This window comes from Lactobacillus helveticus, from assembly GCF_046109915.1.
Lineage (GTDB): Bacteria > Bacillota > Bacilli > Lactobacillales > Lactobacillaceae > Lactobacillus > Lactobacillus helveticus.
In genome coordinates, this window is sequence record NZ_CP151471.1 from 1,180,191 (window position 1) to 1,206,724 (window position 26,534).

At 37.3% G+C, this 26,534-nt stretch carries 20 protein-coding genes, 3 tRNA genes and 5 pseudogenes; 6 read left to right on the forward strand and 22 right to left on the reverse strand.

Features of this window, described 5'->3' with window-relative positions:
* Positions 1-67: 67 nt before the first annotated feature.
* From AADV52_RS06010 to AADV52_RS06030, 5 genes are all read right to left on the reverse strand, one after another.
* Positions 68-2,737: a calcium-translocating P-type ATPase, PMCA-type gene (locus AADV52_RS06010; RefSeq protein ID WP_014919258.1), complete on the reverse strand. Its 2,670-nt coding sequence runs from the start codon at positions 2,735-2,737 to the stop codon at positions 68-70.
* Positions 2,738-2,928: 191 nt separating this feature from the next.
* Positions 2,929-3,759 (reverse strand): ammonia-dependent NAD(+) synthetase, encoded by an 831-nt coding sequence (nadE, locus tag AADV52_RS06015; protein ID WP_014919259.1) that lies wholly within the window; start codon positions 3,757-3,759, stop codon positions 2,929-2,931.
* On the reverse strand, positions 3,756-5,234 hold the full coding sequence (locus AADV52_RS06020) for a nicotinate phosphoribosyltransferase (RefSeq protein WP_014919260.1): 1,479 nt from the start codon (positions 5,232-5,234) through the stop codon (positions 3,756-3,758). The genes nadE and AADV52_RS06020 overlap by 4 nt, the downstream gene beginning before the upstream one ends.
* A gap of 84 nt (positions 5,235-5,318) precedes the next feature.
* Positions 5,319-6,419, reverse strand: coding sequence for a glycosyltransferase family 4 protein (locus tag AADV52_RS06025; RefSeq protein ID WP_014919261.1), 1,101 nt, complete (start codon positions 6,417-6,419; stop codon positions 5,319-5,321).
* A gap of 7 nt (positions 6,420-6,426) precedes the next feature.
* Positions 6,427-7,155, reverse strand: coding sequence for a WecB/TagA/CpsF family glycosyltransferase (locus AADV52_RS06030; protein ID WP_014919262.1), 729 nt, complete (start codon positions 7,153-7,155; stop codon positions 6,427-6,429).
* A 210-nt stretch (positions 7,156-7,365) separates the two neighbouring features.
* On the opposite strand from AADV52_RS06030, the pseudogene AADV52_RS06035 reads away from it, so the two are divergent.
* Both AADV52_RS06035 and tagD read left to right on the forward strand, forming a co-directional pair.
* Positions 7,366-8,596, forward strand: a pseudogene (locus AADV52_RS06035) (RNA-guided endonuclease TnpB family protein).
* A 110-nt stretch (positions 8,597-8,706) separates the two neighbouring features.
* Positions 8,707-9,093, forward strand: a complete 387-nt coding sequence (gene tagD / locus AADV52_RS06040; protein ID WP_014919264.1) for a glycerol-3-phosphate cytidylyltransferase — start codon at positions 8,707-8,709, stop codon at positions 9,091-9,093.
* 63 nt (positions 9,094-9,156) lie between these two features.
* Here the strand turns inward: tagD and AADV52_RS06045 are convergent, their stop codons facing one another.
* The 5 genes from AADV52_RS06045 to AADV52_RS06065 form a co-directional block, all read right to left on the reverse strand.
* A complete protein-coding gene (locus AADV52_RS06045) occupies positions 9,157-9,858 on the reverse strand; it encodes a GntR family transcriptional regulator (RefSeq protein WP_014919265.1) in 702 nt (233 codons plus the stop codon).
* Positions 9,859-9,946: 88 nt separating this feature from the next.
* Positions 9,947-11,062, reverse strand: coding sequence for a hypothetical protein (locus AADV52_RS06050; protein ID WP_014919266.1), 1,116 nt, complete (start codon positions 11,060-11,062; stop codon positions 9,947-9,949).
* Positions 11,063-11,190: 128 nt separating this feature from the next.
* Positions 11,191-11,262 (reverse strand) — tRNA-Gln (locus AADV52_RS06055).
* Between the two features lie 34 nt (positions 11,263-11,296).
* Positions 11,297-11,378: transfer RNA gene (locus tag AADV52_RS06060), tRNA-Tyr, on the reverse strand.
* Positions 11,379-11,451: 73 nt separating this feature from the next.
* On the reverse strand, positions 11,452-12,003 hold the full coding sequence (locus AADV52_RS06065; protein WP_014919267.1) for a hypothetical protein: 552 nt from the start codon (positions 12,001-12,003) through the stop codon (positions 11,452-11,454).
* Positions 12,004-12,173: 170 nt separating this feature from the next.
* Here AADV52_RS06065 and AADV52_RS06070 point away from each other — a divergent pair.
* A pseudogene (locus AADV52_RS06070) lies at positions 12,174-12,508 on the forward strand (transposase family protein); the annotation flags it as partial.
* 50 nt (positions 12,509-12,558) lie between these two features.
* On the opposite strand, the pseudogene AADV52_RS06075 reads toward AADV52_RS06070, so the two are convergent.
* The 9 genes and pseudogenes from AADV52_RS06075 to AADV52_RS06115 all read right to left on the reverse strand — a co-directional run bounded on the left by AADV52_RS06075 (position 12,559) and on the right by AADV52_RS06115 (position 20,383).
* Positions 12,559-13,601, reverse strand: a pseudogene (locus AADV52_RS06075) (PTS transporter subunit IIC).
* Between the two features lie 235 nt (positions 13,602-13,836).
* A tRNA-Gln gene (locus AADV52_RS06080) sits at positions 13,837-13,908 on the reverse strand.
* 204 nt (positions 13,909-14,112) lie between these two features.
* Positions 14,113-15,556 (reverse strand): annotated as a pseudogene (gene gtfA, locus AADV52_RS06085) (sucrose phosphorylase).
* Between the two features lie 256 nt (positions 15,557-15,812).
* Entirely contained in the window at positions 15,813-16,508 is a 696-nt protein-coding gene (locus tag AADV52_RS06090) for a glycerophosphodiester phosphodiesterase family protein (protein ID WP_014919270.1), read from the reverse strand.
* 51 nt (positions 16,509-16,559) lie between these two features.
* A complete protein-coding gene (locus tag AADV52_RS06095; protein ID WP_014919271.1) occupies positions 16,560-17,219 on the reverse strand; it encodes a putative quinol monooxygenase in 660 nt (219 codons plus the stop codon).
* A gap of 66 nt (positions 17,220-17,285) precedes the next feature.
* Positions 17,286-17,873, reverse strand: coding sequence for a histidine phosphatase family protein (locus tag AADV52_RS06100; protein ID WP_014919272.1), 588 nt, complete (start codon positions 17,871-17,873; stop codon positions 17,286-17,288).
* The gene (locus AADV52_RS06105; RefSeq protein WP_013854631.1) at positions 17,874-18,452 is read right to left on the reverse strand and encodes a histidine phosphatase family protein; all 579 of its coding nucleotides are present in this window, start codon (positions 18,450-18,452) and stop codon (positions 17,874-17,876) included. It lies immediately after the preceding gene.
* A 69-nt stretch (positions 18,453-18,521) separates the two neighbouring features.
* Positions 18,522-19,580, reverse strand: a complete 1,059-nt coding sequence (locus tag AADV52_RS06110; RefSeq protein WP_014919273.1) for an SEC10/PgrA surface exclusion domain-containing protein — start codon at positions 19,578-19,580, stop codon at positions 18,522-18,524.
* A 137-nt stretch (positions 19,581-19,717) separates the two neighbouring features.
* On the reverse strand, positions 19,718-20,383 hold the full coding sequence (locus tag AADV52_RS06115; protein WP_014919274.1) for an SLAP domain-containing protein: 666 nt from the start codon (positions 20,381-20,383) through the stop codon (positions 19,718-19,720).
* Between the two features lie 737 nt (positions 20,384-21,120).
* On the opposite strand from AADV52_RS06115, the gene AADV52_RS06120 reads away from it, so the two are divergent.
* Positions 21,121-22,527, forward strand: coding sequence for an ISLre2 family transposase (locus AADV52_RS06120; protein WP_126096195.1), 1,407 nt, complete (start codon positions 21,121-21,123; stop codon positions 22,525-22,527).
* A 249-nt stretch (positions 22,528-22,776) separates the two neighbouring features.
* On the opposite strand, the gene AADV52_RS06125 is transcribed toward AADV52_RS06120, so the two are convergent.
* Together AADV52_RS06125 and AADV52_RS06130 are read right to left on the reverse strand one after the other, a co-directional pair.
* Positions 22,777-23,652 carry a metallophosphoesterase family protein gene (locus AADV52_RS06125; RefSeq protein WP_014919277.1) on the reverse strand — a complete coding sequence of 292 codons (876 nt, stop codon included), beginning with the start codon at positions 23,650-23,652 and terminating at the stop codon, positions 22,777-22,779.
* Positions 23,653-23,686: 34 nt separating this feature from the next.
* On the reverse strand, positions 23,687-24,079 hold the full coding sequence (locus AADV52_RS06130; protein WP_014919278.1) for a hypothetical protein: 393 nt from the start codon (positions 24,077-24,079) through the stop codon (positions 23,687-23,689).
* Positions 24,080-24,189: 110 nt separating this feature from the next.
* Here AADV52_RS06130 and AADV52_RS06135 point away from each other — a divergent pair, with 110 nt between their 5' ends.
* Complete coding sequence (locus AADV52_RS06135; RefSeq protein ID WP_003626960.1) at positions 24,190-24,390, forward strand: hypothetical protein; 201 nt, start codon at positions 24,190-24,192, stop codon at positions 24,388-24,390.
* Between the two features lie 98 nt (positions 24,391-24,488).
* Positions 24,489-24,887: an iron-sulfur cluster biosynthesis family protein gene (locus tag AADV52_RS06140; RefSeq protein WP_003632976.1), complete on the forward strand. Its 399-nt coding sequence runs from the start codon at positions 24,489-24,491 to the stop codon at positions 24,885-24,887.
* Between the two features lie 304 nt (positions 24,888-25,191).
* Here AADV52_RS06140 and AADV52_RS06145 read toward each other — a convergent pair.
* Positions 25,192-26,425, reverse strand: a pseudogene (locus tag AADV52_RS06145) (RNA-guided endonuclease TnpB family protein).
* Between the last annotated feature and the right edge of the window lie 109 nt (positions 26,426-26,534).

The following is a 26,534-nucleotide window of genomic DNA, read 5'->3' on the forward strand; positions in this document are numbered from 1 at the left end:
AATCTGATTTAAGCATACAAAAAAAGCCTGAGTTTACTCAAGCTTTTTTCGTTTATTTTGCTAAACTTTATCTTTTGCTAGCTCTTCTTTCAAAGAATTTAACGATTTCTACAATCAAAATCATGCAAAGACCAGCAATTAAAACAACTGCCCATTGTGCGCCATTAAGTTCAGTGATATCAAAGAATCTTGTCATAAATGGCAATTCAACAGCTGACATTACTAAAGCAGAAATGATGATCGCACCATTGAACCACTTGTTAGAGAAAGTATGCTTTCTAAAAATAGATTGGTGCAAGTACTTTGAGTTAATCGCATGGAACAATTGAATCAAGCCTAATGTTAAGAAGGCCATAGTTAAGGCATCCCCGTGTTGCAAAGCAGGATTATCGATGTGCGGACCAACATGCAAGCCGAATTGATAAGCACCTAATACTAGGACGCCTTCTAAAATACCTTGATAGATAATTGAACTAGCTACGCCGCCGCTAAAGAAGTTGGACTTTTTACCACGAGGCTTGCGCTTCATGATGCCATCTTCAACAGGTTCAACCCCTAAGGCAATGGCTGGCAAAGTATCAGTTACCAGGTTAATCCAAAGTAATTGTACTGGAGCTAAAATATCCCAGCCCAGCATCGTCATCATAAAGACGGTTAACACTTCACCGACGTTACAACTCATTAAATATAAGATAGCCTTCTGAATATTGCTGAAGACTTTACGTCCTTGCTTAACAGCTTCAACGATCGTGGCAAAGTTATCATCCGCCAAAACCATATCGGCAGCACCCTTAGACACTTCAGTACCGGTAATTCCCATACCGATTCCGATATCAGCTTGCTTTAAACTTGGTGCATCATTAACACCATCACCAGTCATGGCAACGATCTTGTCATTAGCTTGCCATGACTTAACGATTCTTACCTTGTGTTCTGGTGATACGCGGGCATAAACGTTATAGTCAGCTACGTGCTTCTTAAAGTAGTCATCGCTTAATTGATCAAGCTGTGCACCAGTCAAAACGCGTTCGTCATGTTCTGGCTCTAGGATCCCTAGTCTTTCCGCAATCGCTTGAGCTGTTACTTGGTGGTCACCTGTGATCATAATAGTTCTAATACCAGCACTATGAGCTTCAGCTACAGCAGCCTTCGCTTCTGGACGCTCTGGGTCAATCATGCCGACAAGACCTGCAAAAATCAAATCTTGTTCAACGTTGTCAGTACTTGGATCATCGTAAGTCTTATCAATTACTTTGTAAGCTAAGCCCAAGACACGCAGAGCTTTTTTTGCCATATCCTGGTTAGTTTGCAGAATATCTTGTCTTTGCTGTGCAGTAATTGGAGTAATTTCGTCATTTATTTTGACAGAGGTTACTCGCTTAAGCAGTTCATCAAGCGCACCCTTAACTGCTACAAAGAACTTATCGCCATATTTGTTAACAGTACTCATCAATTTACGTCCTGAATCAAATGGTACTTCTTGAACTCGCTTATGTTCTTCAAGCAAGTCATGCACGTTAATATTTTGATCAAATGCGTATTGAATCAAAGCCGTTTCGGTAGGATCTCCAAGCAAGTCCCCACCATTTTCAATCTTGGTATCGTTAGCTAAGACCATGGACAATAAGGCAGGATTATTTTCTTCGATTTCATCGTTATCATCGTGCAAACTGCCACGATAAAAAATCTTTTCTACGGTCATTCGGTTTTGGGTCAAAGTACCAGTCTTATCTGAACAAATAATGTCGGTAGCACCCAAAGTTTCAACGGCTGGCAACTTTCTTACAATTGCCTTGTGTTTTGCCATCGTTTGCGTACCCAAGGCCAAAATAATCGTAACAATTGCTGGAAGTCCTTCAGGAATGGCAGCAACAGCTAATGAAACGGCAACCAAGAACATGTCAATCAGCAAGGCATTCATTGGCTCTGTGCCTTGCTTGGTGAACATCCCGACAACGAAAACAATCACACAGATAGTCAAAATCATAATCGTTAAGATCTTGCCTAAGTAGTTCAAGTTTTCCTTTAAAGGAGTATCAGTTTCATCGGCATTGTTAAGCATAGTGGCAATCTTACCAACTTCGGTATTCATCCCTGTTCCAACAACAATACCTTCACCGCGACCATAGGTAACATTGGTACTAGAATAAGCCATGTTAATTCGATCAGCCAAAGCGATGTCATCACCTTGCAGGGTCTCATCGCTCTTATCAACTGGAACGGATTCACCGGTTAGAGCAGCTTCTTCAATCTTTAAACTATGAGCACTAATTAAACGCAGATCGGCTGGGACAACGTCCCCTGCTTCAAGTAATACAATGTCCCCCGTTACCAGCTCTGTACTTGGGATTTGCACAATTGCATTATCCCGGCGCACATGGGCACTCGGCGTGGCTATCTGTTTTAACGCATCGATCGCAGCTTCAGAACGTGCTTCTTGAATTACCCCTAAAACAGCGTTCAAAATAACCACGATCATAATAATTGCGGCGTCTGTCCACTCATGGGCAACTACCCCACTAAGAATCGCAGCAATGATCAAAACAATGATCATAAAATCTTTAAATTGATCAACAAGCCGCATGAACATGCTCTTCTTCTTTTTAGAAGCAAGAGAATTTGGACCATACTTTGCTAATCTCTTTTTGGCTTCTTCACCAGACAAACCAGTGTCGATTGCGGTATTCAAATTCTCAACGACATCGGGAATTGTCTCTGTGTAATATTTTCGAGCCATTCTATATCATCCTCTCTCAAAATAAAAAAGAGACTTACATGCTTGTAGCACATAAGTCTCACAAATTAAGATAAACCCAGAAGTATATCATCTTCGGCTGTTGGGTTTATCGCAAGCAAATTGCCGTTACTCCCTTATGATCAAGTTCATTATAAGAAAGGTTTGAATCTTTAACAAGTTTTAACGAATAATTATTTCTTGTAAAAATCATCAAATACAGTAACTGGCAAATGACGCTTGTGTTCACTCTTCTTCCATAATTTTTCGATTTGATCAGCTGCTTTATCGCTAACTTCCTTGCCTTCAAGGTAGTCATCGATTTCCTTATAAGTTACACCTAAAGCAACTTCATCTGGTAAATCTGGCTTTTCTTCTTCAAGGTCAGCTGTAGGAGCCTTTTCATAAAGGTGAGCTGGACACCCCAATTCCTTTAAAAGCATCTTGCCTTGACGCTTGTCCAAGCGGAAAAGTGGAGTTAAGTCAGCAGCACCATCACCAAACTTGGTATAAAATCCACTGAAGTTTTCGGCAGCGTGGTCAGTACCTACAACTGCACCCTTATTAGCACCAGCTATGGCATATTGAACCACCATTCTTTGACGAGCCTTGATATTGCCTTTGTTAAAGTCAGTAATCTTTTTACCACTAGCTTCAACAGCCTTTACCATTGCATCTACTGGTTCCTTAATATTAACGATTAAATCTTGGTCTGGATGTTGGAACTTAACAGCATCTGCAGCATCGCTAGCATCAGCTTGAACGCCATATGGCAAACGAACTGCGATAAATTGATAAGAATCATCGCCAGTTTCTTCACGCATTTCTTCAATTGCCATTTGGCAAAGCTTTCCAGTTAAGGTAGAATCTTGACCACCAGAAATGCCCAAAACATATGACCTCAAAAATGGATTAGCCTTTAAATAATCCTTTAAGAAATCAATTGAACGTCTGATTTCTTTTTTAGGATCAATTTCAGGCAAAACATGTTCATATGCAATAATTTCTTTTTGTAATTCTCTCATCGACCAATGCTTCTTTCTCTAATCTTACGACGGATATCTTGAATAATATCCATCTTACTCTCGTACAAGTTTTGTGACAAATCAACTGGATATTCTTGTGGGTTCAAGCTACGCTTGTATTCATCCCATAAGCCGTCCAAATTATCAGCAACAAACTTCTTAATCTCATCGAGGCTAGGTTGCTTGTAAACAAGCTCGCCATCCTTAAAGATATCATGCAAAAGCGGAATAGCAGTATAATCAGTTACCACTTTGTTGATATAAGTGTATTGTGGGTGGAACATGAACAAGGCATCAAACTTGCGCGGATCTTCGTTATCACGAGATACCCAGTCTCCTTCATTTTTCTTAGCAGTGTTGGCACTGATACGCCATACTTGCTTTTTACCAGGCGTAGATACCTTGATAGCATTAGAAGAAATCTTAAGCGTATCATGCATTGCATGTACTTCATCTTCCATGGCTACTAACTTGTAAACTGCACCAAGTGCTGGCTGATCATAGGCGGTGATATATTTGGTACCAATACCCCAAACATCAATCTTAGCACCTTGCATCTTCAAGTTAGTGATTGTATTTTCATCAAGGTCGTTAGAAGCAAAAATCTTAGCATCTGGGTAGCCAGCGTCATCTAATTCCTTACGAACTTGCTTAGAAATATAAGCCATATCACCGGAATCGATACGAACACCTAAGAAGTTGATCTTGTCGCCCATTTCGTTGGCAACCTTAATGGCATTTGGTACACCACTGCGAACTGTATCATAAGTATCAACTAAGAAGACGCAGTTCTTATGTGTTTCGGCATAAGCCTTAAATGCTTCATATTCGCTACCAAAGGCTTCAACTAAAGCATGAGCGTGAGTTCCTGAGATTGGAATACCAAATAACTTACCGGCACGTACATTACTGGTTGAGTCAAAGCCACCAATATAAGCAGCACGTGCACCCCAAATTGCGGCATCAGTTTCTTGGGCACGACGTGAACCAAATTCCATCAAGCCATCATTTTGCACAGCTAGCTTAATTCTTGCTGCCTTAGTAGCAAGCAAAGTTTGGAAGTTAATGATGTTCAAAATAGCTGTTTCGACTAATTGTGCTTGAGCAAGCGGTCCTTCAACTTGCAAAATTGGTTCGTTAGCAAAAATCAATTCCCCTTCCTTCATGGAACGGATATTAAGCTTCAACTTAAAGTTGCGCAAGTAGTCAATAAAGTCGTCATCATAGCCTTCCTGCTCCTTCAAATATTGCAGGTCGCTTTCTTTAAACTTTAAATTCTTTAAATAATCAATAATGTGTTCCAAGCCGGCATAAACAGCATAGCCGTTGCCAAATGGCTCAGTTCTATAAAAAGCTTCAAAAACAGCATTGCGATCAGCAATCCCCTTTTTGAAGTAGGTATACATCATATTAATTTCGTATAAATCAGTGTGTAAGGCCAAAGAATCGTCTTTGTCTAATTCTGGGTAAAACATTGTTCCCCTTTCTGTAATTAAAATTTCATTTTTCATTATTATACAGCCAATACTAATACATTGCTATTTTTGAACTTGATTTTCTTAGACGTTTTCTGACAATGTGTCGTAAACTTTTTGAATTGTCTCTAATTGATTTCTTACAGAAAAGTGCTCTTCGGCATAACGTTTCTCATTATTAGCAATTTGACGCAATTCTTTGTTTGACTTATCTACTGCTTCACCAATTACCTTAGCAATCGAGTCAATATCACCAGTTTTAGCAATAAAGCCATACTTTGGCCTAGGAATCATCTTGTGAATATCACCAACATCTGTGGACAAAATTGGAATCAAATTATCAGTAGCTTCTAAAAGCACAAGTGGAAAACTTTCTGAATATGAAGTAAGCACTGCTAAATCAATTCGCTTATATAAATCACTAAGCTGATGATGAGTCATAAAGCCGTGAAAAGTTACTTGAGGAGCCATATCCAATTGTCTAGTCAAAGCCTTCAAACCCTCAAGTTGACTGCCATCCCCCGCAATATGCAAGCGAATATGCTGGTCATCCAATTTTTTCACGGCCTTTAAAAGCAATTCCTGTCCCTTAACCTTTTCAGTACGCGCAACGTTAATAATATTGAAATAAGGATGCTCATATTTAGCTGGAATTTCGCTATCGCTGTGGAAAAAGATACCATTATAAATCACGTGTACCTTGTTTTTATCCACCTGTGCTTTATTAATGAGCAGCTGTGCAAAACGATTAGTTACTGCAAAGATACAATCGGCTTTTCTTAACGCACGCAAATTCAACTTGGTAAAAATTTTGCCTAAAATGCCGCGCCCTTCAAAATCCAAGTAAGGGTCTGAATGCACAGTGATGCACCAAGTTGCCTTAATTTTCTTATGAATTAAAGAAAGAAAAAGATTGGCTCTAGCCCCATGAGTATGCACAATATCGTAGTTGCCATCATTAATAAATTTGGTCAATTTACGCAAACTAGCTAAATCATAACGACTATTAGCTCCAAGCACATGGGTAGTAATTCTCTTGGCGCGGGCTGCCTGAGCTACCGGACCTTCAGCTAAAGTCAGCAATTCAAAATTTTTACCTTCATTTTTGGCTTCAGTTAACAAATTAACAATATGTGATAAACCGCCACCATTTTCAAGACCAGCATTTACATGCAAAACCTTCATCAATTAATTATTTTCCTCTCTTCGATTGTTTAACGCGGACAACAAATTTAGGCAACACCATCATTCGCTTAAAGCGAGATGGATTAGTAATTAAACGATAGAACCATTCTAAATGTGTTTTTTGGAAACCTTCTGGAGCTCTTTTGACCATGCCAGAAAAGACATCAAAGCTACCCCCTACACCCATCATTAAAGCTGGGGTTTCATTTCTACGTAAAATGGCTAAAAGCTTTTCTTGTTTAGGAAAACCTAGCGCCGCAAAGACCATATCTGGCTGTGTTTTTTGAATTCTGTGAGCTACTAAATCTAAGTCTCCCTTAAAGTAGCCATCTTCTGCACCGACCAAGTTAATATTAGGATATTCTTTAGCGACTTTTGCTTGTACAGCATGAATTACCGCTGGCTTAGCACCAATAAGATATACACGGCTGCCACGATCATTGGCTACGCTCATCAGCCAAGTGAACAGATCATAACCCGTCACTCTTTCAGGCAATGGCTGTTTTAACATCTTAGCCGCCTTAACGATACCTATTCCATCTGCAGTGATATAATCTGTATCATTTTTTAAAATTTTCATGAATTCTGGGTTTTCGTTAGCTACCATCACAATTTCAGGATTAGCAGTTACTACAAAAGTAGATAAGTGATCATTCAGTCGACTAATAAATTCATTTTGAAATTGATTAAAAGTTTTATTATCAAAATTAACGCCTAAAATATTAACTTTATCCATTTCCACACACCTCACACGTCTTTTCATCTAGTATTTATTTTACCATTGGAATAAGCAAGTACGCGTATGATATTCAAGTTTTATCTTTTCTTCAAACATGATAAGATTGTTTTATTGATTAATTGTCAGAGAAAACACGGGATTTTAATCCCGTGATGAATCCGGCCTTTTTTAGTTTTTTTGCTTGTTCCCCCCTTCTTTCTTAAACATATGTTTGATATAATCTTAAAAAGAAAGGAGGGAACAAATGTGCTAAAAGGGATCAAATTAAGACTCTATCCTAATAGAACACAACAAAACCAGCTTGAGCAGATGTTTGGCAATGATCGCTTTGTTTGGAATTAAATGCTGGCCATGATGAATGAGCGCTATCAGAATAATAAAGCTTTGCCTTTTTTAGGCAAGTTCAAGCTGAATTATCTGCTTAAGCCGCTTAAAAAAGAATATCCTTTTTTTGAAAAACAGCGATTCTTCAAGCTTGCAGGTAGTTAATGAATTCCTAACTCAATCTTGGAAGAACTTCTTTCAAGATAAAACTGGTCAAATTGGCAAGCCTCGTTTTCATTCACGCAAGTATCTGAAAAAGTCTTATACGGGCAAGTCAATCATAAAAACTGCAGGTAAAAGATACTTGAAGATTCCTAAATTAGGCTATATTAAAACAAGCAAAATTGGAGTTTTGCAAAACACTAAGATTAAGCGCTACACTGTTCTGCTTGAACCAACAGGAAAATATTATTTGTCTCTACAAGCTGAAATATCTGAACCAGAGAAGTACAGCTTAACTGACAAACAGGTTGGAATTGATGTTGGCGTGGCTGATTTAGCAATTCTGTCTAATGGGCTAAAATATCCTAGTTTTGACAGTTCTTATTTTGAAAAGAAAGCCAAAGTCTGGCAAAGAAAATATGCTCGTCGCAGACATTTAGCTAAATTATTAGTTTTGCAAGACAGGAATAAAAAGGTGCTTTGTCCTAGAAGCTTAGAAAGCTTTACTAATTGGCAAAAAGCGCAAAAGTCAAAAGCTAAGTGCCAAGCTAAAGCAGCTAATCAGCGCAGAGATTATCTGCATAAACTAACTACGCATTTAGTTAAGCAATATGATGTAATTGCGATTGAAGATTTGAAAACCAAGAATCTTCAGAAAAATCATCACTTAGCTAAATCGATTGCCAATGCTTCATGGCGGATATTCAGACAAATGCTAGAATACAAATGCGAATGGTATGGCAAGAAACTAATTGCAGTTGATCCCAAGAACACTTCCAGAATTTGTTCAAAATGTGGCTATAACAGTGGCGCTAAGCCATTAGAGATTCGTGAATGGACTTGTTCTAAGTGTCAAACCAAGCATGACCGAGATATTAATGCGGCAGTTAATATCTTGCATAAAGGAAGTACAAAGCTAAGTGGTCAGGGACTGGCCATGGTAACAAGCTGAGTTCTGTGAGTTAGGTATTTGACTAGTTCAATGTAAGATCCTAAACACTACTCAGTGTTCCCAGAAACCCGGCACTTCAGTGTCTGTGTAGTTCATTAAAAGGAGAAAAAATGAAAAAGGTAATTACTTATGGCACGTTTGACCTGCTTCACTATGGTCATGTTCGCCTGCTTAAAAGAGCTAAAGAATTAGGCGATTATTTAATTGTAGGACTTTCTACTGATGAATTTAATGAATTCAAGAAGCATAAGGAAGCTTACAGCACTTATCCTGAACGCAAATATATTTTGGAAGCTATTCGCTACGTCGATGAAGTTATTCCCGAAAAAGATTGGGACCAAAAGATCGACGATATTAAAAAGTACGATGTCGATACTTTCGTGATGGGCAGCGATTGGGAAGGCAAGTTTGACTTCTTAAAGCCTTATTGCAAGGTAGTCTATTTACCAAGAACACCAGGTATTTCCACCACAAAAATTAAAGAGGATCTTAAATAAAAAAAGCTCCAGTTCCACTCAGTTTATGAGTGAAATTGGAGTTTTTGTTTTGTCTTTTAAATTCTATTTAGAAAAAGTAAATTCAAATCGTTCAGCCACATAACGAGCACGGGTATATTCAAATGGTTGACCACTTGAAAGCTCAGTTACCTGGCGTCTAGTGATTAAAGGTTCACCTTTCTTAGCCTTCAATAAACGAGCATCTTGTTCATTGGCAATAGTTGCAGAAATATGTTCTATTGCTTTGCCAATTTCAAAACCGCTACGCTTTTCCAAGGTTTCATACAAATGGCTAGAAATATCTTCCTTAGAAAAATCTTTAACCAAGTAATATGGCACCGTAACTACTTCATAACAAATTGGGACATCGTCTGCATAACGAATTCTTTCCATTCGCAATACGTTTTCATACTGTTTAAGAGCTAAACGTTCTTTTTCAGATAAGGATGGATTACCTACTTGATAGGAAATTAACTTACTTGAAGGCACTTGACCATTAGCCTTGGTAATTTCAGTAAACGACATAATTCCGGACATTTTTTCTTGTACCTTTTGGCTGGCAACATAAGTACCACTGCCAAGTCGGCGTTCCAGAATTCCTTCTTCTTCCAATGTTTTAATTGCCTGGCGCAAAGTCATCCGTGAAACGCCAAAGCGTACTGATAGCTGACGTTCTGCTGGAATTCGATCCCCAACTTTATAAACGTGGTTTTCAATATCGTGTTTAATCTGGTTGTGGATCTTGATGTACATTGGTTCTTCCATAACTCACACCCCAAAGTTTAATACCAATTATCATTATATGATAAATTGGTCTAGATTGCATTTGATACACTAAGTTAATTTTGTTTAGCTATTTTTTCTTAGCGGTCCAATGCATCCCTAAAATATAAACGTTGGGACGCTTGCTATATTTTACGTTCAACGTGTCATTTTGTTCAGCTAAAACATTGGTCTTCAGTTTGGCCTCGTCTTGCACTGCCAAATCGGCTTGATTGGGATGCAGTACCAGATCATGTCCATTTAGTTGAGCTTTGCCACTCAAAGCTAAGAAATATTCATAATTCATATTGCCGATAAATGTTACCCGCGTAGCTTCACAATTACTCTTGTCTTGAAAATCCGCATGCTCCATAATGATAGAATTATTCATTGTCACCTTAGCCTCATCGACTACCACCATGCGATCAATAGTCGAATTTTGAATAATAGTATGCGTCTTTTTATCAATATAGATTCCACCATTAAATTTGCTATTAACGATGTTGCTCCAGCAATCATCACTTAGATAAAGACACGAATCATCCTTAGCCGTAATAGTACTGTTAAGCATATTCATCCAAGTTTGACCATGCAATAAAACATAGTCGACTTCAGAATTATTGAGATCTAATTCCGCATTTGTTTTTGTAAAAGTGTTGATACTACCGCGAATATTAGAATTATTGATAATTGCGGTACCGTGACCCTCAAGAGCCAAAGCACAATAATTTTCAGATGGATAATCAATCTGTGAATCATTCATTTCCAAACGAAAGTCCGCATTCTCATACATAGAGACGGAACCGCCAGTTACCTTCGTTGAATAAAGCTCTAACGTCACCTTGCCGTTAATGGCAATAGCTGCCGTGTCTGTACCATATCCCTTAACGCAACAATTTCGCAAAGTAACATAGCCATCAGTTTCGATAGGCACAAAAATACTATTATTATCGGTTGTCGTATTTACACAAAGATTTTCTAATGTGACATAACGACTATCTTCTGAAACGCTGATATTGCCATAAATAGTTGTATCCTCAGCTATACTACCTGTTCCCTTAATTGTAATGTCTGTTAATTTTCGACCTTGAGGCAAATAATAATATCCAGGTCCCAGCATTAAAACATCATCAGCATGCAGGTCATTCAAGGCATCATGCCAACTAGTAGCGCTACTGGAACCGCCAACTCTAATTATTCTAGCCATTGGGTATCCTTTCTGTGAAAACTAAATACTATTGTACTTGTTTTTAAGCGTTGATGTATTGCTTTAGCGCAAAAAAAGAAACGCCGTTAGGACGTTTCTTCTTCGGGTTGGGTGTTCTTTTAGAACTATTGGGTTAGCTGGATTCGAACCAGCGCATGATGGTACCAAAAACCATTGCCTTACCACTTGGCTATAACCCAGTACCAGCTGAACTTTTTACTTGTCGTTCAACAATGGAGGAGGGTGGATTCGAACCGCCGAACTCAGAGAGAGCGGTTTTACAGACCGCCGCGTTTAGCCACTTCGCTACTCCTCCGTTAACTGACTTAATTATAATAACTAATATCGGGATATAATGCAAGGGTATTTTTAATTTTTTTGCAAATAAATTAATTCCTTTGATGCAAAACCACATATTGCCGCAACTTAGGATATTCCAAGAACAAATATGTATCATAAGTCCAACTAGAACTAACGTTGAGTACCCAAATGAACCAAGAACTCTTATTGGTGAACATGACAATACTAGAAATATCCCGTAAGATTTCAATGATCAGTTTTTCAGATAATTCTGTTTTGTCCATTTCTGCACCGTAAAACAATTCGACTAGAATTCCAATGATGAAGATAATAATCCAGCCAAGCAAGTAATACCAGCCTCGTTTAATTTTCACCTTAGGCAAACCTAGCTTATCCTTTTCATTACTAATCTTAACTTTAACATTGCGCGTTTGAAAAAGTCCGATTGCGATGCCGACTAAAATTAAGAGCAACGTAACCAGTATAGTTAGAGGCGTAAAGTTTTGACCTATGCCGAGAATCATCATAATCGCAGAATATAACGGAATGATGATCAATGACAGTCTGGTCGCTGTTTCATACTCCCCCGTAGTTTTCAAAAAAGAATAAATCAAAATAATTAAAAATATCCATAAGCCCATAATTTTTCCTCTTATTACTTAATACATTTCTTCAATTGTACAGCAAAAAAGCCGGTGCATTTCTGCATCGACTTTTTCATTTATTTTAATGGCTCTATAATTTTTCCTGTTGATGACTTATCAATATGATAAGCTGTTAACAGGTTTTTTATTGCATAAAAAAGGAGGACATAGTCCCCTGTAATAATTGTATTAAATTTGATCTTGATATTAAAGAAAAAAATATTGTTTTCAAAGACTATTTCTACAAAATGGTCCAGATGAAAAAGCACAAAATCTATGAAGCAGAATTGATTCAGCCTGCTTGTCCTTACTGTGGCTCCTTGGCTCTCCTGCATAATGGACATCTGATTACCAACATTCGCTATTTAACAGCTAATGCCAGCCATCCAGTAACTATTAGACTGGCTAAGCAGCGAGTTAGATGCCGTGATTGCAAATGGTCCAATCAGAATTGGCAAGCAAGTACTGTTCTATTTCTAATGCCTCTAAGCTAAAAATTTTGTGAACTTTTCCACAAAGTGTTGACTTTCACCCAAAATCAGTCTACACATTTTACTTATCTTCAATAACAAGATCCTCTTCACGAACAAATTGTGACTTTTGAATGAAGATATATCTCATGGCAAATCCTAACAAAATTGGCATCCCCGCAAATAACAACATAATGAATCCAATTGCAAGCGGTCCACCAGCCATCTCTTGATATGCTGCCATCGGACCAATCAATCCTGCAGAACCAAATCCTGCGGAATTAGCTGTACCGCTGATTTCAAAGATTGCACCAACTAATCCAGCAATACCCGCAGATGCAATCACCGGCAAGAACAAGCGCGGATTTTTCAACATATTAGCCATCTGAATCTTAGGAGTTCCAATGAAGTGAGCAATTGTCGTACCAAAGCCGTTCACCTTGCTGCTCATAATAGCCAAAGTGAATGCACATGCAGTAATACCCAAGTTGGCACTACCAGAAGCGATGCCTTCAACACCAATTGCCATGGCAATTCCTACTGAAGAAATTGGTGACACAATCAATGCTGCAAAGGCAATTCCCATGAGCATGCCCATCACGAGCGGTTGGAAGTTAGTCAAAGTGCCGATTGTTTGTCCTACAGCTCCAGTTACCATCTTTGTGTAAGGAAGCATGAATTGACCCACGCCACCAGCAACTACTGCCACGATCAATGGCAACAAAAGCACAGTATAACTGCCCAATTTTGGTGTCAAAAACTTCACCAAGAATGCCGCAAAGAAAATAGTCAATGCAATATTAATTACATCTCCAGAACCCGACAAGATAATCTGACCATTTTTCACCTGAAATGCGCCACTTGTAATCATCGCAGCCGCTGTAATTGAACCTGACTGAATCAAAAGTTGAACTTAAGCAAATATGACACGCACAATCCCGCAAATACAGCTAGCAAGCTGCCCATCAACGATGTCATTGTCAAAATATTCTGTGCACCAGACCAAGAGTGTGCGATATTCTTCATCAATTCATTAACTAACGCACCAGGCACCAAGGCGATCACTACGCCAGTACTCACACCATTCAATATGTTCAAAAGGTTTTCTTTGAAATCTTTTCGCATATAACTTCCCTCAATTCATTTTAATGAAAAAAGCCCCAGAAACTTACGTCTCTGGGGCTTCACTTGTACTTGAAAAACTAGTCGAGAACGCAGACTCTCTCTGCAATAATATTAAATTCTCATCCTAATTTTTCCCCTGATAAATATTATACTGTACTTTTTATTTTTAATATAGTTAAGGTTAGTTTTTATTTAGGCACAAAAAAAGATCAGGCTCACTACCTGATCTTACTTATTGGGTTAGCTGGATTCGAACCAGCGCATGATGGTACCAAAAACCATTGCCTTACCACTTGGCTATAACCCAATCTTCAAACCTTTTTACTTGATTGGTTCTATTTGAATGACCTCTCAATCACTCAACAGGTATTAGTATAGGAGAACAAGGCAAAAAGGTCAAGGGAAAATTTAAATTTTTTCAGTAAAAATTTTTCCATCTTTTTACCAATATAATCGTAATTAGACAAAAAATGCCATTAAGAGCAGACAACACTCTTAATGGCTTTTTTGTCTAAAATACAAATACTTGATCATTATATTTAACTTGGTAAGTCAAATTCTTAAGATCTACATGTGCACTAGCTACCTTTGTCTTATCCTTATTCATTCGAGTAATCACGATTTCATGTTCACTAGGCGTTTCCACCTCAATTGATCCATCCAAATCAAATGCAGGCACAGAGTTGCGGAATTCTAATAACTTAATTAATGATTTAACCACTGGTCTTTGAACTTGCTTTTCAATTTCATCTAATTCGTAATAGTGGTGATTAATGTCTCGACCTTCTTTAGTCTTTTCCAACAATTTAATATCATTTTCACCAGCAAGCAAACCAACATAATAAATTTGAGGAATACCTGGTGCAAAGATCTGCAATAATCGAGCAAGGAAGTACTTTTTATCATCATTACCTAATGCAGAATAATAAGTAGTATTAATCTGATAGATATCCAAATTATGATATTCAGCACTTGAATACTTCTTCTTAACATTTGCGCCAATTTGATAGAGTTTTTTTGGTTGTATAATCAATCTGCTCATCGGTCAAGACATCCTTAGCATCAACTACGCCTAACCCATCATGAGTATCTAGCGTAGTAAATTGCTTCATTGGACACTTCTTTAACCAGTTAGCTAATTGTGTACTATTACCGCTATAAAGTGAATATAGCAAGACCATTGGCAAAGCAAAATCATAGATAAAGTAGCCATGCTTAGCGACCTTAAATGGCATAGTGTAATGCTCATGAATTTCTGGCAAAATCGTTGCTGGTGTGTCTTTCAAATAGTCATTTACCTCTTCAAGCAATGACCAAATTTCAGGTTCCTCAAAGAAATCATTGGTATCTAGTTTTTTAATGGCATAAGCAAAAGCATCCAGACGAATCAGACTAGCACCATGCTTAGTCAAATTTTGCAAATTATTCTTAATGAATTCTTGAGTGGTATTAGTTCTCACATCCAAATCCATTTGATCGGGACCAAAAGTATTCCACATCTTTTCATGGCTGCCATCTTTGAATTCAATATCTTGATATGGAGCTTTATCTTTACGCTTATAAATTAAATCAATATCCTTTTGTGTTGGTCGACCAGCAGGCCAGAACTTATCCCAGCTTAAGAACAAATCACTATACTTGCTCTGATTATGCTTAGCCTCCAAATCTTGGAAATAAGCTGAATGCTTGGATAAATGATTAATCATAAAATCAAACATCAAATAATATTGCTTACCTAGTTTTTCAACGTCTTCCCAAGTGCCAAATTTAGAATCAACCACATCATATCGTGCTGGTGAAAAGCCACGGTCACCATTTGAAGGAAAAATTGGCAATAAGTGAATGCCGCAAATCGCTTTACTAAAATAGTGATTCATCACGTAAAATAAATCTTTTAAATTATGACCCAAACTATCTGCATAAGTTATCAACATCGCTTTATTTTGTAATTTCATTTTTAAACCTTCTTTACAAAAATAGGTTCAATCTTCGGGAAAAGATCGAACCTATAAATATTTTTGATCATCGAGGATTATGTCGAATTGTTTTTCAAAAATTAGGGGGGGAGAGAAAATTATTAATTGTAAATAGCCATTGTAGTGTCTTTATCGAAGAAGCGAGCTTTTGGTTTACCTCAATAAATAAAGTAATTTTTTAATCTTTTTGATTAAAATTATATCAACCATAAAATGGCAGGTCATTAACGTCCCACTATTTTGTATTAACAAGCATCTTTCTCTTCATTCTATTCATCAATTCAAAATTATTAGTAAAAATACCCGCTACACCGCGCTTCATATATTTCTTAGCTAATTTAGGATTATCCACAGTCCAAATGCGCTGAATAATTTTACTTGGTAAATACCAATGTGGATGAATCGCAGCAAAATGATTTTTTCTAACAAACCTTTGTGGAAAAAGAATCGGAACTTTGGTTAAAAAGCAATATTGCTGATGCGGATCAACACGCTGGCAATTTTTCAAGGTTTGATAATTGAAAGACGAAAAGATAATAGGATGCACGAAGTGATACTCTTTTGCCAGTGCCAAAACAATAGCTTCAATGCCCTTATCATGAACCTTATTAGTTTTGAATTCTAAGTTAATGTACAAGTCTTTATCTTGCAAAACTTCAAAAAGTTCTCTCAACATAGGCACAGGTTCGCCATTTTTTAAATGGAACTTTCTGATTTCACTTAACGTATAATCCTTGATATAGCCGCTGCCATCAGTAGTACGATCAATTTCTTCATCGTGCATTACCACAGGCACCTTGTCTTTAGTCAAATGCACATCAAATTCGACGCCTTCAGCCCCATGCGTTGCCGCATAGCGAAAGCCTTCTAATGAATTTTCAGCGAATTTCACCGGCAATCCCCGGTGAGCAAAAATAATTGTTTCTGTCATATTTTATCCCACAAAAAAATGCCGCCTCACGGCAGCACCCCTTTTTCAAAATTAATCTAATACAATTGCACCTTGAGTTGCCAATGCATCGCGTACAAGATTCTTAACGTCTCTTCTAATAACCATGCCGTCAGTTTCCTCAATGTATTCCTTATAGTGAGGAGTTTGAACATGGGAATCATATGCTTCCTTGTTTGCATAAACTTCAACAAAGTACCATTCGTTAGGATCATCTTTGTTAGTACCGGACATCATAATTTCCATACCTGGTTCAGATGCAATACTAGTAGTCATTTCCTTCTTAACTGAATGTGAAAACTTTTCAGCATCTTTCTCTTTAACTTCGACAGTTACCAGACGCATAACAAAATTATCTGCATAGCTGTTCAAAGCCTTTTGTGCATGAGTTGTGATTACTTCTGGCTTTAAGTTGATAATCTTCTTATCTGTGCTAATGCTATCCACAGTTTCTTCGAAATCTACTGCTGACATTGATGCAATATGCACATCTTCTGCTTCCTTATTGCGGAACAATTCAATCTTGTAATTATCTTCGCCCTTAGCATCATCATGAGCACTACCGATAACCAAAGTTCCTTCTTCGGCTGGAATAGAATCATGCATATATTTTTCAGCCTTGCGAATATATTCATCGCGATCATTTTCTGCAATATTTAATTTAGTAATTTTAAAAATTGGTGTTTCATCCATTTTTCTTGCCTCGTTTTTATATTATTTACATACTTAATTATAAGCTAACGCTGAAAAATGAACCCTTTATTTTTCAGTTAATTGTTCAATTTTCACTTTTTTTGCAGGCAAATAGCTTTTCACATATTCGACTTCATGACCATTGCTCTTCAGTTGAACGCATTCAGCATTACGAAAGCCATGGAATTTGCGATTACCCGCCTTTTCACGAATGTATTGTCCCATGCTATCGCCGTGACCGACTATTAAAATATTTTCGCCATCTTTAGCATCCCGCAAAATCAAATTAATTCCGCGTTCTATCCGCTCAACTACTTCGCGATTATCTTCCATTGAACCTGATCTAAACTTCATTAGTGGCCACCAAAAGTTTTTCTTAGCCTCAAATGGCCCATAATTTTTCTCTTTTAAATCTTTCAAGCGCTCGTAATCCATTTCAGGACCAGCAATAATCTCTAACGTATCACTGGCACGCTCCTGCGTTGAACAATACGCCTTATCAAAGACTATTCGCTTTTTCTTAAAATAATCTCGCAAAGCCTCAGCCTGCTTAATACCTAACTTAGTTAAAGGAGAGTCACAGCTACCTTGCATTCTTTGTTGAGCATTGAATAATGTCTGTCCATGTCGTACTAAATATAAATTTATCGCCATTTAAATTTGTTTCAAACCCTCCGCAGGCCATACATAAGTATCCAAATGAACATTTTTGCCATCAACTGACAACTTAACAATAGAAGCATTGGCAAAACCAGCAAAGTTAGGATCGGCAACATCTCTAACATATTTAGCTAAAATATCACCGTGACCAACAACTAATGCAGTTTCACCATCATTTACACCCTTCAAGATTTGCGTAATAGCGCGATGCATTCTACCCACAACATCTTCATCTTTTTCCATAGTTGGATCAACATTGGGATTATTGTAGTTCCAAGGAAGCAAAAATTCATCTCGACCTTCAAAAATGCCGTAACATTTTTCACGCAAGTCCTTTAGTCGCTTATATGGCATCTTATGATCTGTAATAATTTCTAAAGTGTCACAGGCACGTTCTTGGGTTGATGAAAAAGCCTTGTCAAAATGAACATCATGCTTTTGGAAATAGTCACGTGCCATCTCTACTTGACGAATTCCCATCTCATTTAATGGAGAATCACATCTTCCTTGCACCTTGTGATAATAATTAAAATATGTTTGTCCGTGTCGCACTAAATATAAAGTTTTTGTCATATCTCTCTCCGTAGTATTTTTTATCTATCATATCAAAAAAGCACGCCTATTACGTGCTTAATTTAATTTTTACGGCCTAAAATTGGTGTTATACTTCTCGCTTTCCACAATGAAAGTCGGGACACTAATAAAGTGCATTGAGTAAATCTTGCCCGTCTTAGAAATACTAAAGCCATAATAATTATGATCGCCATCATGGCTTGATCCTTGAGTATTAAACAAATCGCCAGCATGTTCCCATTCACGGTACAAAGACTTGTTTTTACGCTCATCTTCACCAGATCCAGCGAAGCCAAAAATCATTTGTTTCAAGGCAAAGTAGACATTGCGCTTCATTTCACCCATTGGCATAGTGGTTTTATTAATAGTAAAACCAGCCATATCTTCAACATAATTATCATCTAATTCAAGGCCATGCTTTTGACAAGCTTTGACAATACCTTCTACATAATGTCCTTGATCTTTAATGCTACGTCCATGTTCTTCATATTCTTTGGCAATATCATCTGCCAATTCTTGCGTACCAGTACTATAAATCCAAGGTTCAAGTCCTAATTGTTCACGAGCACTATTAATTACTCTTAATGAAAAATCGGCTAATTCATGTTGTTCACTCGCAGAAAGCTTATCCGGATTAATTAGCTTTTTATCGCTTGCACTTTCATCAGTTGCAACCCGTGAGAAATTATTTTCTTCCATGCCTTTCATTGAAGCTGCAATAAATTCTTCACTTGGATGGCCCTTATATGCTTCTAAAAGTGCAGAACACGTATAGCCACTTGGCAATTTAATGACAGCTTGACTATATCTATCCACTGTCTTCTTCACCAATTTAGCATTTTTAGCTAAAATCCAATGTGAATTATTACCAATTTTATAAGCCAAATGCTTTTTCTTGCCAATTTTTAGATATTTCTTAGCAGAATAGGAATATGTTCTGCTTGTATAAGCGTAATACTTAGATTTTTTACCGCGATTTGTATAAAGACGTACTTTTTTATTTCCTTTTACTCGCAGTTTACCTTTGCTGGCCGCTTGTACTACTTGAGGATGAGTTTGAGTAAGCATGCTAACAGGTCCCATTAAACAGACACTAGTGAGCAATGTCACCATCATTTTCTTTCTCATAATTGTCCTCACTTTCTAGCACTGTCATAGCCATAATTTAATTATATCGTACTATTTTGAATTACAAAAAGACACCTCTCCGAATTTGGAAAAAGTGCCCTTTCTTATTATTCAATTGTTATTTAGTTTTTAACTGATTAATACCAGCCGTTTGCTTGCCAGAATGACTTAGCAGCAGTCCATGAACCGTAACGGCTTTGTACGTATTGGTCAGCAACTCTTTCTTGGTTGGCAGCTGAGTAGTCACCGTTCAAGTATGATGATGAAAGTTGGTACTTACCTACGTATTGACCGTTTGATGCGCTGTATGAACCACCTGATTCACGACTAGCAATCCAAGCCTTAGCACTAGCTTCTGAACCAGTTGCATTTGAAGTGTATGACTTTGCACTAGTAGTTGCTGCTTGTGATTGAGTTTGAGCAGCAGGTGCTTGGCTAACAGTTGTAGTTGACTTAGCAGTTGCATTGTTTGCTGCTACATAACCAGCAGTTACGTACTCAGCACGAATCCATTGGTTCTTGCCTAAGTCGTACCACTTATGACCCTTTGAGTCGTATGCAGTCTTAATAACTTTCCATGAAGTGTTGCTTGCTAAAGTTTGACCAGTTGCTACTGGGTTTTCGTAGTTGTTGTATACAGTAATTGAATTATCTGAAACGTAGTTTACAGTTACTACGTGAGCGTCATTTTGAACTGTAGCAGCTTGAGCTGTTTGTAAACCCGCATTGTTTGCTACTACTAAACCTGTAACTGACATAGCAGCTACTGCAATTGACTTAACTAAGATAGATTTAATCTTCAAAAAAATTCTCTCCTTAAAGTTATAAAAAATAATATAAGTAACGAATTTTCACTTATTCGTCTGTCTGTATTCAATCGACATCGTATATACTACAAGCTTTTCGTTTCAGAACCATAACAGGAATATCACTCGATCATTAAGAAAGTATTACTTAATATGACATTCTTGTAACATTTGTAACATTAGTGTAAATTTATTTAGCTTATACAAAACATTGATCTATCAAGCTTTCGAGCACTTTTATTTTTTGGTTTGCTATGTGCAAAAGCATGTTCGTATTTAACACGCTGAAATATTGTTGCAAACAAAAATAGATTCTTTCCAGTTAGAAAGTTAAGTGCTATAGTAAAATTGTATTTTTAAATAAAAGCGAGGAATATTATGACTAAATACGAAGTTAAGTTAACTGAAGAAGATTTACAAATGATCAAAGATTGTCACTCAAAGAACCCTTCAATCATGAAGGCTATGAACGAAGCTAAGAAAGTTGAAGACTAATTAATATTTTTGATCTCTAAATCTAAGAAAAGAACCTAGGAAGTAGTATATTGCTCCTAGGTTCTTTTTTCATTCAGAATCGTTAGTTAACTAACTTACCACTCTAAGTGTATAATTTTTTGCGGTAAGTTGAATAATTAATTAAAAAAGCTCAAATCCTTTGAAATTGGACTTGAGCTCAAGCAAAAAGACCAGTAGTCTGATGTTAACGAAAAAAACACATTAGAAGCTGGTCTTTTATGGAATCTATTATAGCTGATATCGTAAAAATTATTAAGTCTGAAAATAATGTTATTGCCCGTGAAAAGGCATTAATGTGCTATTTCTTTGATCTGATTAGAGAATTGATGACAGCAGCACTAGAAGAAGTTGATGCTGGTCTAGTTGAAGAGACTAAAAAGCAAGGCTATCAGATCGAGAAGAAAAATAAGCGTTCAGTTGTGACTGCCTTTGGTGAAATCAGCTATTGGCGCAGAAGATATGCTTGTCCTGGCAAAAAGGCTAAATATCCACTGGATAAGCTGATGGGCTATGACAAATATAAGCGTTACAGTGTTTTGGCAGTGAAGGATATTTTGCAGGTTAGCGCCGTGGCAACTTACCGCAATACTGCTTTAGCTGTTAATACTCTCTCCTGTTTCAATATTAGCCATAGTCAAGTTGGCAAGCTGATTGTGCAAGCAGGCAAACAGATTAAAGCACAGCAGCAGTCTGAGGAAAGATACGATGGTATTGCTCAAAAGAAAAAGGTGCCAGTGCTTTATCTTGAAGGCGATGGCGTTGTGATCAAGGGCACCAAGAAGCGACTGGAATTTCATCGCTATCAAGTCTGCGAGGATATTATTAATTTAAGCAAGACGCGCAGAAAGAGAGTACAGGCCAAAGAGTTTGTTTCTTTAAGCCGCTTGGATGCTTTGCAAGAAATTAAAGCTTATTTAGCCAATACCTATGACTTAAGCGATACTTTAATCATCAGTAATGCCGATGGCGGTGCTGGCTATGCCAAGAAAGACTTTGATGAAATAGTTGGCTATTGCCGGCAGCACGAACACTTCTTGGATGTCTTTCACTTGAACAAAAAGATTAAAGATCGTCTAAGCTTCATGCCGGCCATGCAAGGCAAATTGATCAGTGCAGTTGAGTTTAAATATGACCGTCACTTGACTGACGTGATTTTAGACACGATTGAAAGCAATCTGATTGATGAGCTGAATACGCCAGAAAATCATGAGAATTTAAGGCGCCTGCGCAGCTATCTTCATCGTCGCTGGGTGGATATTAAGCCATTCAAAATGCGTCATTTGTCCGTAATTAAGGCAATTGGCTGCTGTGAGAGCAATCACCGTAAATATACTTATCGCGTCAAAGGGCAAGGAAAATACTGGTCAGAAGATGGTGCCGAAGGAATTCTGCGTGTACTGACTTGCATTAAAAACAAAGAGCTGGAATACTGGCTTAGCAGTGAATTTGCAGGTGGACAGCTCGATATTGGTGATCAGGAAGAATTGAAAGATGCAGTTCGTGCCAGCCTAAGAAAGACGCATGAAGCTCATCTGGGCATTCATCACGGCGCCATTGAAAGCTTAACAGCAGGACATAGCTATTTAAACGATTTTAGCAGAAAAATAAATCAAATAAATATTTAAGAAATTAAGGTCAGACTAATGGCTAATAGCCTACCGCAAAAATATTGACACTTACCTTACCACTCAGTTACTAGCTAAAAACTATAACTCGTGATACAGTAAGTGTATAAAATAATTTGCTTATTTTTTGCATTAAATAAACAATAGGACACAAAAAATCGTTACTCCAAATTCGGAAATGAGTAACGATTTTTTATTTCACCAATTTTTAAAACATAAAGCTTTAACTAGAAGCAAGGTTAGCGACATTTATCTTTCATTAAATTCAATTCCTTGTGGATTTTTCCAATTATAGATGCGAACGATCTTACCATCACCATCAAGTACTACCACATTACCATCATTGTGTGGATAAATTAAAGGATCAGAATGCGAACCACCATCAGTAAAAATTCTGGCTGGCTCACCTGGATACTGCATTTTTCTAACAATGCAGTCATCTCTTAACAATTGCTTCATCTTCCGTCCATCATTATATTTACCTTCCAAGGCAGCTGTAGGCGTATGACCAGTAACAATCGTCTTAACAGTTCGATTATGAGCAATTATTTCATCTACTTGATTAGAATACCAATATTCCTCTCGCGCCCAAATACGGTAAAAATCGTAATCAAACTTCAAACCATAAACTTCCTTATTATATGTCGCAGGATCATTGTATTTTTCATCAGGGCGCACACCAGCATGGACCAAAATAATTTGCGGCGTATCATACATCGTCGGACAAGATTTCAAGAAACGGTAATATTTACTCTCTCTAACTTCTTCAGGTAAAAGAGTCCGACCAAATATATTGGTTAAAGTCTTACCACCACCGTTATAGAACCAGATTCCATTTTGGTGCTCGATTCCGTCCGCAAAGTTAAGCATCATCTGTTCATGATTGCCTAGTAAAACGATGGCACCTTGATTTTTTTGATCCATTAAGTAATCCAGGACCTCTTTAACATGCTCGCGGCCATCAATGTAGTCACCGCCGGTAACCAATTGAGCCAATGGATAGTCTTTTTTGGCTTGTTCAATTAAATCAATTGTCTCTAAATTGCCATGAATATCAGAAATAAAAATATAATTTTCTTTTTTCTGATTATCTTCAAGAGTTCGATTAACAATTTTACGGGTCATTCTTACCCCTTCTTATCCTTTTGCTTTTAGATCGTTAATTTATTTTGCTCCAAGCTTTTTGCAAAACATCGCTAAAATGTTGCAACTCGTTTTCATCAAACACAATTAATAATCCGTTTCTAACTACATCTAGTTTTTCATCGTCATTACGACTTAATTCCAAACTAGAAATAAATAATGCTTCCTCATCAGGTTCCTTCATTAAAACATATTTTGCTTCATATGGAGCATCAGTTTGATTCTCGTCCAAATATTCCATAGCAATTTGATCTAGCAGCTTTTGAGGAAATTCAAATGCTTGAATAGTACTTTCTGATTCTTTTTGACTTACCCAACCTTGATAATTGTCAGGTGTAACTTCATCAGGCATTTTCATTAACATAAATTCTGATTTGTTCTTATCAATAAATAATTGGCAAAGTTGCATTGCTCTTCCTCTTTTCTATTACATTATTTTCCTCTTACTTCTATTATAAGCGCCTTTTGCATCAACTATTAGAAAATCTACTACAATATAGATGAAAAGAAGTGATTTATATGTTTAATGACAAGAATGCTATTTTAGCTAAAAATTTACATGTTGATTCTTTTAAGTATCAATCAACTGAGGATATGCCTAATGAAGCTTATGAAAAATGGCAAGAAAGTCATATGAATGCTAAGGTATTTAGCTTAGAATTTCGCAATATCGGTCAAAGCGGCGAATGGCAAGAAATGATTGTCATTTGGGGTGACTAAAAAAGTCAGCTTTTCTTGATCTAAATCAATTTCTTATCTAATTGTTTCTTGTATAATTTAGTTAACAAGTAAAGAGATCTAAATAGGAAGTAACGAATATGCTAAAAATCACATTTACTGACCGAGCACTTGATTATCTTAAAAGAAGAGAAATCGCTGACAAGACTTTAATTTTAATCACTGATGATGGCGGCGGTAAGTATTCCATCAAAGGCGGTGGCTGCAGCATTGGCTCCCATTTTTCAATTATTTGGGTTGATGAAAAAGATCCTGACTACCCTGTTCAATTAGACAATGATCAAGGTCTTAAAATTTATACTTCTAAGTATGACATGACCTTGATGGGACCAAACATGGTGATGGACTATGATGCCGGTAGCCTTAATCTTCGTTCTGATGAAGGAATCTTAGATGGCGGCGTTGAAATTGGCAACGGTGCTGCCCTAATCAAGGCTAACAAGAATGTCAAAATGACTGGCGTTGAATGGCGCTGTTAATAATGAAAAAACTGCTTTTGCTTTATGCAAAGGCAGTTTTTTGTTTAACTACAGTTAAAACTTTTAGCATTTTTGTCGATTTATTTAACTATAGTTAAAGCTTTCGGTGTTTTTGCCTATTTTTTAACTTATTAAGTAAAAATATACTTTAAGTCCAAAGTTTTCTATAATCAACTACCCCGGAATAAATTCCGAGGTTTGTAGTTCTCATTCTTTTCAGAATTGTGGTAATAGCGTCTTGCGACTCCCACCTAAAGAGACTACATCATCGGGCAGTTGACGATGCCCGTTTATCCATCAAGTACTACTCGACAGATGCTTGTTTGTTAAATTGAGGTGCTTCTTCACCACTGCGGTAAAGCGTGCCTAAAAATTGGATATTCATGGCTGCTAAACGATCATCATTGGACTTGTAGCCACATTTATCGCAAGTATAGAGATGCAGTTCATGATCTCGGTTATCTTTGTGGATACGTCCACATTTAGGACAGCGCTGACTGGTATACTTAGCTGGCACTTTTACTACTGCAGAAGAGTTCAAATTAGCTTTATAAGTCAAGAATTGCTCAAATTGGTAAAAAGCCCATGACACTATTTCATAGCGCTGATCCTTTGGCGACTTTTCCGTGGCAAAACGCACGTCAGTTAAATCTTCCAAGGCATAGATCGTGTTAGAGCCATAATGGTCAATGAGTGTCTTAGTTAAACGATGATTGACATCGCTCATCCAACGGTTCTCTCGTTGACCAATCTTCTTTAATCTACGCTTAGCAGATTTAGTTCCTTTAGCTTGTAACTCCGCTCTTAGCTTCTTATATTTGCGCCTTTTGCGCAATATCTTTTGACCACTAAAAAGGATTGATTTGCCCTTTTCATCATAACAAGCGGCTAAAAACCGCAAGCCGCGATCAATCCCCACAACATGCACTGCCTGTTCAGCTTCAAACTCCGGTATAGCCGTGGTAGCGCTAAGGTGAATATACCATTTACCTCTTAATTGAAGCATTTTAAGTGAACCAAACTTCCATTTAGTCTGATCAAGATACTGGTCAAAGCCTTTGCACACAAAATCTACTTTCCTTCTGCCATTCAAGGTATTTAATGATAGCTGGTTAGTAGTAGATAGGTAAGACCAATCTCGACCACGCTGTAAATCAAGCTGAGGGCGTTTGAAATTAATAATCGGTTGCCAAAGCCAAGTTAAATCACGATAGATCTGTGCCCAAATACCACGACCTTTGCCATCTTTCTTGCCAGTATCGTAACGAAAAGGATGTTGAAAGAGCTGTGTCTTAACTGTCTTATAGCGAGCTATAACAGTTTTAATGGCTGACTGTGCCATTTGAAAACTTATCACGCAAATCATGATACAGAGCTTTGTTTAACTTGGACTGTTTTAATTCAAAAGTATGTTCAAAAATATACTGCGAGATAAAGTTGCAGGCATCACGATATTTGCACATGGTATTTGAAAAAGCTTGGGCTGTTTCATCATCAATATTGAGTAATTGAGCTTTAATAACAACTGATTGATCCAAATAATTTCACCCCCCTTAGCTGTATTCATTAAATATTATATCATAACCTAAATAGTGAATTATAAGTAGAAAGAAAAAGGGAGTTGCGGTAACACCCCTCTTTCACACG

What these genes read in the sequence shown, in the direction of transcription:
- AADV52_RS06025 (WP_014919261.1), bottom strand. Translation starts at nt 6,419, where the DNA reads ATGAAGGTTTTGCATGTAAATGCTGGTCTTGAAAATGGTGGCGGTTTA.
- AADV52_RS06095 (WP_014919271.1), bottom strand. Translation starts at nt 17,219, where the DNA reads ATGGATGAAACACCAATTTTTAAAATTACTAAATTAAATATTGCAGAA.
- AADV52_RS06020 (WP_014919260.1), bottom strand. Translation starts at nt 5,234, where the DNA reads ATGTTTTACCCAGAATTAGACAAAGACGATTCTTTGGCCTTACACACT.
- AADV52_RS06010 (WP_014919258.1), bottom strand. Translation starts at nt 2,737, where the DNA reads ATGGCTCGAAAATATTACACAGAGACAATTCCCGATGTCGTTGAGAAT.
- AADV52_RS06105 (WP_013854631.1), bottom strand. Translation starts at nt 18,452, where the DNA reads ATGACAAAAACTTTATATTTAGTGCGACACGGACAAACATATTTTAAT.
- AADV52_RS06100 (WP_014919272.1), bottom strand. Translation starts at nt 17,873, where the DNA reads ATGGCGATAAATTTATATTTAGTACGACATGGACAGACATTATTCAAT.
- AADV52_RS06030 (WP_014919262.1), bottom strand. Translation starts at nt 7,155, where the DNA reads ATGGATAAAGTTAATATTTTAGGCGTTAATTTTGATAATAAAACTTTT.
- AADV52_RS06050 (WP_014919266.1), bottom strand. Translation starts at nt 11,062, where the DNA reads ATGGCTAGAATAATTAGAGTTGGCGGTTCCAGTAGCGCTACTAGTTGG.
- AADV52_RS06045 (WP_014919265.1), bottom strand. Translation starts at nt 9,858, where the DNA reads ATGGAAGAACCAATGTACATCAAGATCCACAACCAGATTAAACACGAT.
- AADV52_RS06140 (WP_003632976.1), top strand. Translation starts at nt 24,489, where the DNA reads ATGCTAAAAATCACATTTACTGACCGAGCACTTGATTATCTTAAAAGA.
- nadE (WP_014919259.1), bottom strand. Translation starts at nt 3,759, where the DNA reads ATGAGAGAATTACAAAAAGAAATTATTGCATATGAACATGTTTTGCCT.
- AADV52_RS06135 (WP_003626960.1), top strand. Translation starts at nt 24,190, where the DNA reads ATGTTTAATGACAAGAATGCTATTTTAGCTAAAAATTTACATGTTGAT.
- AADV52_RS06125 (WP_014919277.1), bottom strand. Translation starts at nt 23,652, where the DNA reads ATGACCCGTAAAATTGTTAATCGAACTCTTGAAGATAATCAGAAAAAA.
- AADV52_RS06120 (WP_126096195.1), top strand. Translation starts at nt 21,121, where the DNA reads ATGGAATCTATTATAGCTGATATCGTAAAAATTATTAAGTCTGAAAAT.
- AADV52_RS06130 (WP_014919278.1), bottom strand. Translation starts at nt 24,079, where the DNA reads ATGCAACTTTGCCAATTATTTATTGATAAGAACAAATCAGAATTTATG.
- AADV52_RS06065 (WP_014919267.1), bottom strand. Translation starts at nt 12,003, where the DNA reads ATGGGCTTATGGATATTTTTAATTATTTTGATTTATTCTTTTTTGAAA.
- AADV52_RS06090 (WP_014919270.1), bottom strand. Translation starts at nt 16,508, where the DNA reads ATGACAGAAACAATTATTTTTGCTCACCGGGGATTGCCGGTGAAATTC.
- tagD (WP_014919264.1), top strand. Translation starts at nt 8,707, where the DNA reads ATGAAAAAGGTAATTACTTATGGCACGTTTGACCTGCTTCACTATGGT.
- AADV52_RS06110 (WP_014919273.1), bottom strand. Translation starts at nt 19,580, where the DNA reads ATGAGAAAGAAAATGATGGTGACATTGCTCACTAGTGTCTGTTTAATG.